This window comes from Hungatella hathewayi WAL-18680 (assembly GCF_000235505.1).
Taxonomy (GTDB): domain Bacteria; phylum Bacillota; class Clostridia; order Lachnospirales; family Lachnospiraceae; genus Hungatella_A; species Hungatella_A hathewayi_A.
The window spans coordinates 717483-732010 of sequence record NZ_JH379028.1 but is presented as its reverse complement, the minus strand read 5'-3'; the positions used below and the strand labels follow the sequence as shown (position 1 = coordinate 732010).

General features: G+C 52.0%; 8 protein-coding genes and 1 pseudogene. 7 read left to right on the top strand and 2 right to left on the bottom strand.

The features are described 5' to 3' along the window. Positions 1 to 44 precede the first annotated feature (44 nt). From HMPREF9473_RS19120 to HMPREF9473_RS19095, 5 genes are all read left to right on the top strand, one after another. Entirely contained in the window at positions 45 to 944 is a 900-nt protein-coding gene (locus tag HMPREF9473_RS19120; RefSeq protein WP_006781847.1) for a DegV family protein, read from the top strand. Next, positions 944 to 1627, top strand: a complete 684-nt coding sequence (locus HMPREF9473_RS19115; protein ID WP_006781846.1) for a hypothetical protein — start codon at positions 944 to 946, stop codon at positions 1625 to 1627. Before HMPREF9473_RS19120 ends, HMPREF9473_RS19115 begins: the two co-directional genes overlap by 1 nt. 474 nt (positions 1628 to 2101) lie before the next feature. Further along, entirely contained in the window at positions 2102 to 4726 is a 2625-nt protein-coding gene (gene ppdK, locus HMPREF9473_RS19105; protein WP_006781845.1) for a pyruvate, phosphate dikinase, read from the top strand. Positions 4727 to 5302: 576 nt separating this feature from the next. Beyond that, entirely contained in the window at positions 5303 to 6055 is a 753-nt protein-coding gene (locus tag HMPREF9473_RS19100; protein WP_006781844.1) for a metallophosphoesterase family protein, read from the top strand. Positions 6056 to 6192: 137 nt separating this feature from the next. Continuing rightward, complete coding sequence (locus HMPREF9473_RS19095) at positions 6193 to 8766, top strand: FAD-dependent oxidoreductase (protein WP_006781843.1); 2574 nt, start codon at positions 6193 to 6195, stop codon at positions 8764 to 8766. A gap of 189 nt (positions 8767 to 8955) precedes the next feature. Here the strand turns inward: HMPREF9473_RS19095 and HMPREF9473_RS19090 are convergent, their stop codons facing one another. Both HMPREF9473_RS19090 and HMPREF9473_RS19085 read right to left on the bottom strand, forming a co-directional pair. Beyond that, entirely contained in the window at positions 8956 to 10311 is a 1356-nt protein-coding gene (locus HMPREF9473_RS19090; RefSeq protein ID WP_006781842.1) for a sensor histidine kinase, read from the bottom strand. Continuing rightward, entirely contained in the window at positions 10311 to 11036 is a 726-nt protein-coding gene (locus HMPREF9473_RS19085; protein ID WP_006781841.1) for a LytR/AlgR family response regulator transcription factor, read from the bottom strand. The genes HMPREF9473_RS19090 and HMPREF9473_RS19085 overlap by 1 nt, the downstream gene beginning before the upstream one ends. A gap of 164 nt (positions 11037 to 11200) precedes the next feature. On the opposite strand from HMPREF9473_RS19085, the gene HMPREF9473_RS19080 reads away from it, so the two are divergent. Together HMPREF9473_RS19080 and HMPREF9473_RS19075 are read left to right on the top strand one after the other, a co-directional pair. Then, positions 11201 to 11623 (top strand): hypothetical protein, encoded by a 423-nt coding sequence (locus tag HMPREF9473_RS19080; RefSeq protein WP_242830865.1) that lies wholly within the window; start codon positions 11201 to 11203, stop codon positions 11621 to 11623. A gap of 37 nt (positions 11624 to 11660) precedes the next feature. Beyond that, positions 11661 to 14528 (top strand): annotated as a pseudogene (locus HMPREF9473_RS19075) (hypothetical protein); the annotation flags it as partial.

Sequence of the window (14528 nt, the reverse complement as noted above, 5' to 3'; positions counted from 1 at the left end):
ATTATATGGTAAAATGTGAGATAAATCAACAGGAGGAAACAAATATGCTGGAAATTATAACGGATTCTGCGTCAGATATCCCGTTGGAAATAAAAGAGTACTATCATCTGCATGTGATACCGACGCCGGTGGTGATTGACGGGGAGGATTACCTGGATGGGGAGACCATAAGGCCGTCTGAGTTTTACGAGATTCAGCGGGAGGGGAAGCGGGAAATCAGCACCTACCACATTAACCCGGATATGTTTGAGGAGGCGTTTCGAAGATATGCCGAGGCGGGGGTGCCGGTTTTGTATGTGTGTTTTTCTACCGGGATTGCGGCTACCTGGAACGCGGCCCATATCGCCAGGGAGAATCTGCTGGAGGAGTATCCGGAGTTTGATTTGAGTATTGTGGACAGCCGGTGCGCTTCGGCGGGCTTTGGGCTGCTGGTGTATTATCTGCTGCGCCTTCGGGAGAAGGGGGCGGACCGGGAAATGCTTCTGGAGGCGGCGGAGTATTACCGGGAGCATATCCGCCATGTGTTTACGGTGGATACCCTGGAGTATCTGATTCGCGGCGGAAGGATTACCAGGGGTAAGGGGATGGTGGCGGAGACGCTGTCCATCCGGCCGGTGATTACGGTGGATGAGAAGGGGAGTCTTAAAATTCTGCGGCTGGTGCGAGGGACGAAGAAGGCGTACCGGGCGCTGGCGGAGTATGTGGCGGAGCATGGAGCAGGATTTGAAAACCAGCCGGTGGCCTTCTGCCATGGGACGGTGCCGGAGGCGGTGGAAGAATTGATGGGAATAATGAAGTCAATGGGGGCGGAGGTGAAACGGCCGGTGGTATCCCAGGTGGGATGCGCCATCGGGGCCCATACGGGGGAGCGGATTGTGGGGATCTGTTTCCTGGATGTGGTGGACCGGTACGGGGCGTTTGAGGAAGCTGCGGGAGGTGTGTGATGAAGGAGTTGTATGTGCTGCTGCTGTATCTGCCGTCCACCTTTGGGCGGCTGAGCCAGATGGCTACCAGGTATCCCTATACCCATGTGGCGATTTCGCTGGATGACAGTTATACTTATTTTTATGCATTTTCCAGACTGCGGGCGAAGACGCCGCCTATCTCCGGGTATATCGAGGAGAAGCGGGTGTATTACACGCTGGGGGAGGACGTGCCGATTCAGACGAAGATTTTCCGGGTGCCGGTGACGGAGGAAGGGTATGCGCGGGCGGTGGCCTATATGGACGAGGTGAAGCGGGACAGGGAGATTATGTATAACCTGTTGAATATGCTGTTGATTCCCGTGTTTGGCGGGCATCCGGTGTATAAGGCATTTCACTGCGGGGAGTTTATCGCAAAGGTGCTGGAGCAGGCGGGGGTGGAGCTGAAGAAGCCGTATTACCGGTATACGCCCAGGCTGTTTGCCAAGCTTCTGGGAGAGTATGAGATTTTTGAAGGCGTGCTGGAAAATGATTTGAGCGAGGGGATGGAGGACGACTTTTTCAGGGAGACGCCCCGCGGGGAGTACTTGGGGAAGACGTGTTACATTATCCGGGAGCTGTTGTACCGGCAGATGTTTCATAAGGCGTCGCCGGGGTTCCGGCCGGAGGCGGTGCGGTTTGTGGTGGAGGACGGAAAGTTGTGAGGAGTGGTGGCGGCGTGAGAGGGCGGAAGCCGGCATTTTCGTATGGCAGCATTGGGCAGAGGAGTGTGGCGGCAGCGGGAATTGTGACACATGACAGGATTAAAATTGGTAAGCGCTTACATAAAGCAGGGCGCCTGGGCGGCGCCGGCAGGTCTTGTGGGGGAAATTTTGTGGATAATATTCGTATATGCGAATGTAAAACGGATATCAGAAAACGACAATTTTTGTAAGCCCTTACACGTAAAATTTATGAAAAATACCCCAAAAAAGTGAGGATTTTTTCCAGTAAAAGTCTTTACTAGATTTCGAATTGTGTTATACTATTAACAGGCCGTCGGAGGGACTTTCCCGTGGGAGCCGGATTCTGGAGTTTGTCATGACAAGCTCTATTTTCGTGCCATGGAAAGTAAAATGCGGACGGCAGAGAAAACAAGTAGAGAGTAATTCTACATAACTCGAGGAGGAAAATAACTTATGGCAAAATGGGTGTATTTATTCAGTGAAGGCAATGCCAGCATGAAGAACCTGTTAGGCGGCAAGGGTGCCAACTTAGCAGAGATGACAAACCTGGGCCTTCCGGTACCACAGGGCTTTACGATTACGACAGAGGCCTGTACTCAGTATTATGAGGACGGCAAGAAGATTAACGACGAGATTATGGGCCAGATCATGGAACATATCACAAAGATGGAAGAGATTACCGGCAAAAAGTTCGGTGACAAGGAGAATCCTCTGTTAGTTTCCGTTCGTTCCGGTGCAAGAGCATCCATGCCAGGTATGATGGATACCATCTTAAACCTGGGTCTGAATGAGGAGGTTGTTGAGGTTCTGGCAGCCAAATCCGGCAATCCGCGTTGGGCGTGGGATTGTTATAGAAGATTTATCCAGATGTTCTCTGACGTTGTTATGGAAGTCGGCAAGAAGTATTTTGAAGAGCTGATTGACAAGATGAAAGAGGAGAAGGGCGTAACTCAGGACGTTGATTTGACAGCCGATGATTTGAAAGAGCTGGCGAACCAGTTCAAAGCTGAGTATAAGAAGATGCTTGGCCAGGACTTCCCGGTTGACCCGAAGGAGCAGCTGATGGAAGCAATCAAAGCGGTATTCCGTTCCTGGGACAACCCAAGAGCCAACGTTTACCGTCGTGACAATGATATCCCGTATTCCTGGGGTACCGCTGTTAACGTTCAGATGATGGCATTTGGTAACATGGGCGACACATCAGGTACCGGTGTTGCATTTACCCGTGACCCAGCTACCGGCGAGAAGCATCTGATGGGCGAGTTCCTGATGAACGCACAGGGCGAGGACGTTGTGGCAGGTGTCCGCACACCTCAGAAGATTGACCAGTTGAAAGAGGTTATGCCGGAAGTATACGAGCAGTTCGTTGGTATCTGCCATACTCTGGAAGACCATTACAGAGATATGCAGGATATGGAGTTCACCATCGAGGACAAGAAGCTGTACATGCTTCAGACACGTAATGGTAAGAGAACTGCCAAGGCTGCACTGAAGATTGCCTGTGATTTAGTGGATGAGGGCATGATTACAGAGGACAAGGCTGTGGCTATGATTGAGCCTAGAAACTTAGATACTCTGTTACATCCTCAGTTTGATACCGAGACCTTGAAGACAGCTGAGCCGATGGCAAAAGCATTGGCTGCATCTCCTGGAGCTGCCTGCGGTAAGATTGTATTTACGGCAGAGGACGCGAAGGAGTGGGCTGCAAGAGGCGAGAAGGTTGTTCTGGTACGTCTTGAGACATCTCCTGAGGATATCGAGGGTATGAAGGCGGCTCAGGGTATCCTGACAGTCCGCGGCGGTATGACAAGCCATGCGGCAGTAGTAGCCCGTGGTATGGGTACCTGCTGTGTATCCGGTTGTTCCGAGATTGCTATGGATGAGGCCAACAAGAAGTTCACTCTGGCTGGCAAGGAATTCCATGAGGGTGACTGGTTATCCTTAGACGGTTCCACTGGTAAGATTTATGATGGCCAGATTAAGACCATGGACGCGGTTATCGCTGGCGAGTTCGGCAGAATCATGGGCTGGGCTGACAAGTATAGAAGACTGAAAGTAAGAACTAACGCAGATACTCCTGCCGATGCTAGAAAGGCAAGAGAGCTGGGCGCTGAGGGTATCGGTCTTTGCCGTACTGAGCATATGTTCTTTGAGGGCGACAGAATTGATGCATTCCGTGAGATGATCTGCTCCGATACTGTGGAGGAGAGAGAGGCAGCTCTTGAGAAGATTCTTCCGGTACAGCAGGGAGACTTCGAGGCTCTGTACGAGGCTCTGGAGGGCAACCCGGTTACCATCCGTTTCTTAGACCCGCCGTTACATGAGTTTGTTCCTACCGATGAGGAGGATATCAAGAAGCTGGCTGATTCCCAGGGCAAGACTGTGGAGCAGATCAAGACAATCATCGCATCCTTACACGAGTTCAACCCGATGATGGGTCATCGTGGATGCCGTCTGGCTGTTACCTATCCTGAGATTGCAAAGATGCAGACCAAGGCTGTTATCCGCGCGGCGATCAATGTTCAGAAACAGCATGCGGACTGGAAGGTTTGTCCGGAGATTATGATTCCATTAATCTGTGATGACAAAGAGCTGAAGTTTGTAAAGAATATCGTGGTTGAGACTGCAGACGCTGAGATTGCGGCATCTGGCATTGAGCTGGAGTACGAAGTTGGAACCATGATTGAGATTCCGAGAGCATGTATCACAGCAGATGAGATTGCAAAAGACGCACAGTTCTTCTGCTTCGGTACCAACGATTTGACCCAGATGACTTATGGCTTCTCCCGTGATGACGCAGGTAAGTTCTTAAATGCTTACTACGACACCAAGATTTTTGAGAATGATCCATTCGCAAAACTGGATCAGGATGGCGTTGGCAAGCTGATGGAGATGGCTATCAAGTTAGGCAAGGGTGTACGTCCTGACATGCACGTAGGTATCTGCGGCGAGCACGGCGGAGACCCGACATCCGTGGAATTCTGCCATAAGATTGGACTGGATTATGTATCCTGTTCCCCATTCCGCGTACCGATCGCAAGACTGGCAGCGGCTCAGGCAGCGTTGGCGGAGAGATAAACGGGTGTTTATCCGGATGAAACGAGTCTTGTAATTGTCAGTGGTTTGTGGTATGATATTGATAGGCAAAAGAGAGTAAATTCTATATGTAAGCACAAAGCGAAAACCCCAGAGCGGCCACTCTGGGGTTTTCATTAGGCTAATTGTCGCTGTTATCTCTTATCTAGCCATTTGCAAATGAAGTAGGCAACGACACTTGCTGTGATAGAGAGAATAAAAGAGAGTAAATTCATTATGTAAGCACCCCCTTCCTGTTGCCAGTATAGGGTGCGACAACAATTATAGTATATCATATATTAGCGATTTGTGGTATGATATTAATAGGCAAAAGGAAATTAAGTATCCATGGATATGCAAAACGAAAAACCCCAGAGTGGCTTCTCTGGGGTTTTCATTTTGGGCCAGTATTGTGTACCATAGATTGGAAAAAGGAGATTGGAAGTTTACTTCCGATTATGTTTTTTGATATAGGGGAAATATAATTTTAATGACATGGAGGACTAAGTATGTTATATTATACGGATATAAAAACAGGGACTTGCATAGGGAGACTTTTAAAGTAAAGGAGGTTGACGTGTGAAGATTGCATTGATAGCGGATATCCATGGGAATTTGCCGGCGCTTGAGAGGGTGATGGAGGATATTGAGAGAAGGAAGGCAGATAAGATATTTTGCCTGGGAGATATGGTTGGGAAAGGAGCGAATTCCAGGGAGACCATGGATATCTGTCGAAAGAACTGCGATGTGATAGTGAGGGGAAATTGGGAGATGGGGCTTTATGAGGATTTTCTCAATTACAGGCAGGGAATGACGGCTGATTTAAATGACAGGGTGCGGTGGTTTCTTGATGATATTGGAGAGGAAAGACTGGAGTACTTTGGCACTTTGCCCCATTCCGGGGAACTGTATTTAAGTGGCCGGCTGGTTCGGTTCTTCCATGCACATCCGCTGGATTTCTATCGGTATTTTCCGGACAGTCCAATTGAGAAGAGAAGGGAATTGTTTGGATACGGGGAAGAGGCAGTGATTCAGAAGGAATCTGATGTGGCGATTTATGCGGATATCCACGGCGCGTTCATGCAGACGATTGATGGGAAAATCCTTCTGAATACCGGGAGTGTCGGAAATCCGCTGGACATGAGCCAGGCTTCTTATGTGGTGATTGAGGGGGAGGAAAGCAGGAAAATGGGAGCAAGCTTCGATATTCAATTCGTGAGAATACCCTACGAGATAGACAGAGCTGTCAGGCTGGCGAAGGAGCGTAAGGTTCCTGATTTGGAAGGGTATATTGCGGAGTTGACAGAAGCGAAATATTTTAAGAGAAATTGAACCATATTGTTATACAAAATTAACGGGATATTCCGGCTGCGCCGGGGTGTCCCGTCTGTTATGTGACTGAGTTACAGACCGCGGCCGGGAATTCTGTTATAATTTTTTCAGATTAACAAAAATGACGGAGGTTCTTTATGAATAAGACAGTGATTATCGGTGGTGTTGCGGGCGGGGCCAGTTGTGCGGCCAGGCTGCGGAGATTGGATGAGGAGGCAGTGATTGTGATGCTGGAGCGGGGGGAGTATATTTCCTACGCGAACTGCGGGCTGCCTTACCATGTGGGGGATACGATTAAGTCGCGGGACGCGCTGCTTTTGCAGACGCCGGAGGCGATGAAGAAGAAATTTGAAGTGGATGTGAGGGTGAAAAATGAGGTAGTCGCCATTGACCGGGAGAAGAAGACGGTTCTTGTGAAACGGGTGGACAGCGGGGAGACTTATGAGGAGGCGTATGATACGCTGGTCATTTCTACAGGGTCTTCTCCGATGCGGCCGAATATTCCGGGGATTGAGTCACCGCGGATTAAAACGCTGTGGACGGTGCCGGACACGGACGATATCCGGGCCATGATCCGGGAGCAGGGAGCGAAGACGGCTGCGGTGATTGGCGGCGGCTTCATCGGGCTTGAGATGGCGGAGAATCTGAAGGAGGCCGGGCTGGAGGTGTCCCTGATTGAGGCCATGGACCAGGTGATGGCTCCGCTGGATTATGAGATGGCGCTGCTGCTCCATGAGAATATTCTGCAGAATGGGGTGAACCTGTATCTGGGCGATGGGGTAAGTTCCTTTGCGGAGAAGAAGGACCAGGTGACGGTGACGCTAAGGAGCGGGGACCGTGTGACGGTGGATTTTGTCATCCTGGCAATCGGTGTCCGTCCTAACAGTGAACTGGCCAGGGAAGCTGGGCTTGCGTTAAATGAGCGGGGCGGCATTGTGGTGGATGAGTATTTGAGAACGTCCGACAAGGATATCTATGCGGTCGGCGATGTGATAGAGGTGGAGGACTTTGTGTGGAAGGAGCCCACCATGGTTCCGCTGGCGGGACCGGCCAACAAGCAGGGGCGGATTGCCGCGGATAATATTGCCGGCGGGCAGGAACGGTATCAGGGCACCCAGGGAACCTCGGTGGCGAAGGTGTTTGATTTGACGGCCGCGACAACCGGGGCCAATGAAAAAACGCTTCTAAAGCGGGGGCTTGCGAGAGGGAAGGACTATGAGCGGGTTCTGATTACCCAGAATTCCCATGCCGGGTACTATCCGGGGGCGGTGCCGCTGACACTGAAACTGCTGTTTCCCGTGGATGGGAAACGGATTTTTGGAGCGCAGATTGTGGGGCGGGACGGTGTGGATAAGAGGATTGACACTATCGCCGTCGCCATGCGCTTAGGAGCCGGGACAGAGGCGCTGAAGGAATTGGAGCTGGCTTACGCGCCGCCTTACTCTTCGGCCAAGGACCCGGTCAATATGGCGGGATTTGTAGCTGAAAATGTGCGCGCCGGGCTGGTGTCCTTTGCGGATTGGGATGAGGCGGAGAGAAATCCTGCCGCAGTTGTTCTGGATGTGCGGGAGGAGGCGGAGCTGATGGCTTACGCGATTCCGGGAGCGAGACATATTCCGTTAGGACAGCTGCGCAGCCGGCTGAAGGAGCTGGATCAGGAGGCGGAGATTATTGTATTCTGCGCAATCGGAGTGCGGGCCTATAATGGAGCCAGGATTCTGATGCAGCACGGGTTTCAGCATGTGAAGGTGTATCCCGGAGGGATGCGTTTCTACCAGTCCACCCATTATGAGAATCATGTGACGCCGATATTGATGGCGGCATCCGTGAATGACGGTTCGAAGACAGTGTCTGCGCCAGGTGCCGGAACCGCAGGAACTGTGCCAGGTGGCATAAGAGCAGCCTCAGCGCCAAATAGAACAGGTGCGGCTCCAACGCAAGATAGTGCAGGAACGGCATCTACGCCATCCACCTCAGACATCCCCAAGGCGGCTATCCGCCTGGATTGCAGCGGCCTCCAGTGTCCCGGACCGATTATGAAGGTGTTTGAGACGGTGAAGGAGATTGGGGATGGCGATGTGGTGGAAGTCTCCGCGTCGGACCCTGGATTTGCCAGGGACATTGACGCCTGGTGCCGCCGCACGGGAAATGTGCTGGTCTCCAACGAGCGCCGTGGCAATGACTACGTGGCCTGTGTCAGAAAATGCACCAGCGCCCCGCAGACCGTTGTGAAAGACACACCGGAGGGAAAAACCATCATCGTATTCTCCGGCGACCTGGACAAAGTGCTGGCCAGCTTCATCATCGCCAATGGAGCCGCCGCCATGGAGCGACCTGTCACCATGTTCTTTACCTTCTGGGGTCTGACGGCCCTGCGAAAGGAAGAGAAGCAGCCGGTGAAGAAGACCTTTATGGAATCCATGTTCGGAGCGATGCTTCCCCGTGGCAGCAAAAAGTTAAAGCTCTCCAAAATGAACATGGCCGGCATGGGCACGGCGATGATGAAGAAGATTATGAACGATAAGAGCGTTGATTCTCTGGAGACCCTGATACAAAAAGCCATGGCCTCCGGCGTCAAGATTTTCGCCTGCACCATGAGCATGGATGTGATGGGAATCAAGGAGGAGGAACTGATCGACGGCGTAGAGCTGGGAGGCGTAGGCGCCTACTTGGGCGACGCGGAGGAATCCAATGTGAACCTGTTTATCTAAGCGGATATCTCGGATATCTGTATATACAAACTGACATGCTGAAATTGGCAAGTATCAAAGTGAACTAAAAATTCCAACTATCAAAAATGCCGGAGCATGGAACCATATCTCAACGGTCAGATCAACTGTCTGACAATGGAGAAGCCGGTTCCCTGTTCCGGCATTTTAATTTCCGCGTCAATTTCCTCATCAATTCCCCACATCATTCCGCGTCAGCATCAGCCGCACCGAAGCACAGAACATCCCGTCCTGCTGTTTCAACTGCACGGCGCCGCCATACCGCCCCGCGATTTCCCGGACGGAGGCGATTCCAATCCCGTGTCCCTTCCGCTTGGAGGACAGCGGAATATCTCCGTCAAACTCCGGACTGACAGTGCAGGTGTTGTCCACCAGAATCAGCAGCATGGACTGTCCCCGCTGCTTCATCCGCAGTTTGATAAATAATTTCTCATCACCGGCTTCCCGCCGGCAGGCCTCCACGGCATTCTCCAGGAGGTTTCCAAGCAGCACCGTGATATCGGAACCGGACACCGGGCAGTTTTTTGGGTAGACGGTGTCCGCCAGAAACCGGATGCCCGTCCCTCTGGCCATCACCGCATAATAACTGATGACCGCATTGACCACGTCATCGTCACAGAAATATTCCATCACATCGGGCGGCAGTTTACTCCTGTAAGATTCCAGATACTCCCCGAGGCCGTCCTTGTCATCTCGCTCCATATAGGACTGGACTACCGTCAAATGCTGACGCAAATCATGGCGGGCCGCCCTCATCTCATCCATATGGCCGGATAGAGTGTCAAACTGTTTTTTCTGTGCCATCAGGCTTCGGTCCGCATACTTGAGTTCCTCCTCCAGCCTGGTCCGGCTGCGGGAGATTTCCAGCACCTTCAAGGCGACATAGGATACATAGCAGGTGCCGAACAGCATCAGGTACCGGGAAACCATAAACTGCCATGTGGCATAGGCATACACATCGTCGGTGAAACAGTAGAGCATGCCAAACATGGTAGAAAACAGCGGGATTTCCCAGAGATACCGCCACATGGCAGGATTCTCAATTTTCAGGGCGTCCGCCACTGTATGATAGAAAAAATGCAGGATAAACGGGCTGATAATCAGATAAATGATGATGCGGGCGATATTATAAACCAGATACGGGTGTAAATCGGAAAAGTCCCAGAAAAAACGGCTCTCAATAAAGTTAGCATTGCCATAGACAAAAAATGCCCAGGCGATCAGCAGCAGGTTGGTGAACAGCACCTTGGTAAAACGCTCTTTAATCAGCACAAAGGTGAGCGCCAGAAAAAGCAGCAGAAACCCATAGCGGACAAGTGTCGTCCACTGGGCCGCCGCCTGGTACCCATTCAAATTGATGGCATAAAAGACCCCGCTGTAAATGGCGGTGAGCGCCGACAGAATCAAAGCCGTATAGCAGAACGGAATCCGCAGTTTATCCCGGAACAGCCAGTATTGAGGCAGACTGAAGGGAAGAAAATCCAATAGGCAGAACAACAGAACCATGAGAGAATCAACCGTTGTCATCAGAGCATTTCCTCCTCCCGTTCCCGCTGGAACAGATAATCGTCAAAGAGCGCCATAATTCTTTTCCTGTCACGTCCGGAAAATGGAACCCGCTCCCCGTTGTCCAGCACGAAATCCAGCCCGTCGATGCGCTCCGCCCGGTCCATATTGACGATGCAGCATTTGTAACAGGTGAGAAACTGCGGGTAAGGCGAGAGTATTTCCGTCAGTTCCCCAAAAGGGATGCGGAATTTCAGAACGCCCCGCTTGTCCGTGTGAATCATGACATAGTGGCTGCTCTGGCTGCACCAGAGAATCTCCCGCAGCAGGAGACGGTTCTGCTCCAGGCGGATGAACCTGGCGCCCCGGATTTTGTCCAGCCGGGCCAGCTCCATCGTCTGCCGGAAATCCTCATAGTTCAGAGGCTTCACCAGATAGCCGCAGGCCCGCACTCCGTAACTCTCTATGGCGTGCTCACGGCTGGTGGTGACGAACACCAGAGCAGCCAGCTCGTCCCGGCTGCGGATTTCCCTGGCCGTATTCATCCCGGAAAGTCCGTCCATGTACTGGTCGATGAAAATGATATCGTAATCCCCCGGTGTAAACCGGGATAAAAACTCTTCCCCAGAGGAGAACTCCTCCACAACCGGAGTCTCCCCGGCGCAGGTATCCTGTATGTAACGCACAAAGCAGGAGCGCGCTTCCGCCCTGCAAAGTGCAATATCATCAATGATGGCCGCTTTCATCGCATCAAACGCCCCCTTTCCCCAAAAACAAATCTGTCTGTCATCATGAAAATAAATCCGTTGTCAATCTTATTTTACAGGAAAATGGGAGGTCCGACAATGCAATTTTCTGCCAAAATCTGCAATTTCCTGCCAGCCAATTGAAAATCAAGAAAAGATTGGCTATGGTTAAGTTAACAGCGAAGAAAAGAGAGGTGGGAATTGTGTGGAGAATTGTGGTCTGTGATGGGGATGAAGCGGAGCGGGAACAGATTCTGGAATACGCCCGTCGCTATGGAAAGGAGAGACAACAGCCAGTGCGTGCGGATGGCTGTGCCGACTGGCAGGGGCTGATTGGACAGCTCAAAGAAGGGGAGCCGGATGTGGTAATCGTGGCACAGAGCGGCGTCGCGGGAATGGATATCATCACCAGCGCCCATCTGTCTCCCAGGAAATGCATCTGGTTTTCCGATTTGGATTTTGCAATTCAGGCATACCGGCTGTGCCTGGGCTGGTTTGGTACAAAGCCGGTGACCTATGGCAAGGTGGAGCAGGCGTTATCGCGGTGTATGGGGGATGAAATAAAAGCCGGAAACACCTGGAAGTAAAGGGAGGATGGATTTAACACAAAAGGAGGAAATGACCATGATACGACGAAGAAAACGGATATGGGCGGTGCTGTTGTCCGCCGCAATGATGGCGGCTCAGCTTCCGGCGGCAGCGATGGCGGAAACCCAGGTGCCCCATGTGCCGGAGGACGGTGAGATTGCGTCCTTTGCGGCGCTTCCCAAAGAGGTGAAAATGCAGACGGTTCCGGTGGGAAGCCAGCTTACGGAGCTTAACCTGCCGGAGGAACTGTCCGTGAAGGTCTACCATGTCACGGAGGAGATTGTAACACCGGATACGGAGGAAGAGAATGACACACCAGCCGCTACTCCCGATGATGCCAGTGAAGACACGGGAGAGAACGGCGGGGAGCAGAAGATGGTGACGCGCGTTACAACAGTGGAGGAACTGATTCCGGTGACATGGGACAGCAAAACGCCCTATGACGGTGATACACCGGCGGACTATGTGTTTACGGCGGATGTGGGAAACTATGTCCTGGCGTCTGGTGTGAAGCCGCCGCAGATAACCGTGACGGTGAAGGTGGAAGAGGAGAACCAGCCCTGTACGCTCATGGATGGCTGCACCCTTCCGGACGGCCATGAGGGAGACTGCGTCCTGCCGCCGTCGAAGCTGGCAAAAGCGAATACGTATGCTGCCAACAATACGGTGACGAAAGGCGGTATCACAATTGCGGCCAGTGATGGCGGCGAGGTGGTATATATAGATGGCAGCGGTTTCAGCCTGAACCAAACCGGTACCTATGAAATCTCCGGTACATGGGATGGGACGGAGACGGTAAGAAATGCTGTGATTACGGTGCCAGACGGGGTGACTGTTGATATAACGCTGCGGGGCGTGACCATTGATGTAAGTCTTAAATCCGGGTGTTGTGCCTTTGCTGTGGAACCCGGAGGGACAGCGGATGTGACTGTCTCCGGTACAAACAGCCTGAAAAGCGGATGGGATTGTGCTGGTCTTGAAGTGTCGGAGGATGCGGAGCTCACGCTGACTAGTGCGGATAATGGCCGCTTGGAGGTCCAGGGAGGGCGGAACAGTGCGGGAATCGGAGGTAGTGATAGGAATGGAGGTTGTATCATCATCAGTGGGAACATCCATGTTACGGCGTCAGGTGGTGAAAATGGCGCGGGAATAGGAGGTGGAGCAGCTGGTGATGGTGGTATTATTGAAATTCGCGGAGGTACGGTGACTGCCAATGGCGGTTACGGCAGTGCAGGAATTGGAGGCGGTACTAGAGAAGATAGGGCAGGCAGCTATGTGGCAGGCGGTGCTGGTGTTGGTGCGTCTGTTACAATCTCTGGTCCAGATACCAAAGTTACGGCAGCCGGCGGTGATAAGGGCCTGGATGTGGGCGGTGGATATGGGAGGGCTGCTTACGCAGATGGCGGCAGCCTGTCGGTAACAGATGGGGCAGTGCTGGAGATGAAAAAGTCCGGAACCAACGTCACTGACCCGGAATATAAAAGCTGTACCATTGTTGACAAGAACGGAAATCGCGTACAATATGACGAAAATGGCGTCACTCCACTGGTAGAATGGGACGGCCAAAGCGATATGAGCGCCAGCGGGCTTTCGGTCGGCGCCGGCGGTACTATCAGAATCACCGGGAGCAATACGAGTGGTGGCGCGATACTGACCATTGATGTGAACAATGTGACGGTCACTTCGGATGGAGTGGCTGTGAGCGGTGTCTGTATTGAGATGGAGAATAATACTAATATTAATTCTCTAACCATTGAGAACCTGAATCTCACTGCCCAAAAGGGGAAGCGGGCAATTCATATTATATATAGTGCTGCCAGTACTCTTACAGTGAAGGGAACTTGCAAGATTACAGGCGGCAGTTTTGATAACTATAATAATGATGGACAAAGTGCAGTATCTAAAAGTGGAGGTCCTCTAACCGTGGAAGTTGGAGATGCTGATTTGACAGCCATTGGCGGTGAACCTTTTACTGGTTTCACGGGAGGGGGAGGAGTTGCGGGGAGCCAACTTACGGTAAATATAAATAGCGGTTCCATGGTCTCTCGAGGTGTGGAAGGCAGTGCTGGTCTGTCTGGAACCGTTATCGTTATTGATAATAAAAATGGTAATGTATTGTTGGAAGGCCTCAAGGGTACTAAATATAGAGGCAAAGGACTTTTGGGTGATAGCATTACCTTGAGTGGTTCCGGGACTACGGTTGTTGAAGGTGAAATAGGAATTTGGGTAAATAATAAGCTGACCGTGGATGGTGAGGTGACAGTTACGGGTGTAAGTGAAAGGATTTACGGTTCAGGGGGAGGGACGATAAATGGGGCTGGTTCTCTGACTGTCGATATCTCCGGCTCCGGCAGTTCCTATCCAGGGAATGGTATATCTTACGAAGGTGACTTGAATCTGGACTTTGCCGGACATCTCACCGTCTACGGCGGCCCTGGCACGGAAGGCCATGGTATCGCGGTGGATGGTGACCTGACTGTGAGCAGAGCTCCTGCATCCATGGACATCCGTCCCGGTTCAAATACAGACGGTCATGCCCTTCATGTCACAGGGGATATCAAGAATCTTTCCGGCATTATTCCGGACAGCGTGCTTGTGAAAAACGACGCCGCGCCAGTACTCTGGCCGTATTACGCCGTGGCTTATGCAAGTACGGAACATGATGGCGGCACGGTACCGGATACCGCCTATTATCCCAAGGAGAAGGTTGTCACGGTAGAAGGCAATACCGGCAGTCTCACCCGCGATGGGTACCAGTTTGCTGGCTGGTCATGGGGAGGAACCACCTATGTGGAGGGGAACACCTTTCCAATGCCGGAGGAGGACGTAACTCTGACAGCGCAGTGGACGAAGGACGCTCCTCCCGCGTCAAACCGAAACAGCGGCGGGGAAAGCGCTGCCGTC

Excerpts from the sequence above, each read along its gene's own strand:
- HMPREF9473_RS19120 (WP_006781847.1), top strand. The coding sequence starts at position 45 with ATGCTGGAAATTATAACGGATTCTGCGTCAGATATCCCGTTGGAAATA.
- HMPREF9473_RS19115 (WP_006781846.1), top strand. The coding sequence starts at position 944 with ATGAAGGAGTTGTATGTGCTGCTGCTGTATCTGCCGTCCACCTTTGGG.
- ppdK (WP_006781845.1), top strand. The coding sequence starts at position 2,102 with ATGGCAAAATGGGTGTATTTATTCAGTGAAGGCAATGCCAGCATGAAG.
- HMPREF9473_RS19095 (WP_006781843.1), top strand. The coding sequence starts at position 6,193 with ATGAATAAGACAGTGATTATCGGTGGTGTTGCGGGCGGGGCCAGTTGT.
- HMPREF9473_RS19090 (WP_006781842.1), bottom strand. The coding sequence starts at position 10,311 with ATGACAACGGTTGATTCTCTCATGGTTCTGTTGTTCTGCCTATTGGAT.
- HMPREF9473_RS19085 (WP_006781841.1), bottom strand. The coding sequence starts at position 11,036 with ATGAAAGCGGCCATCATTGATGATATTGCACTTTGCAGGGCGGAAGCG.
- HMPREF9473_RS19080 (WP_242830865.1), top strand. The coding sequence starts at position 11,201 with ATGGTTAAGTTAACAGCGAAGAAAAGAGAGGTGGGAATTGTGTGGAGA.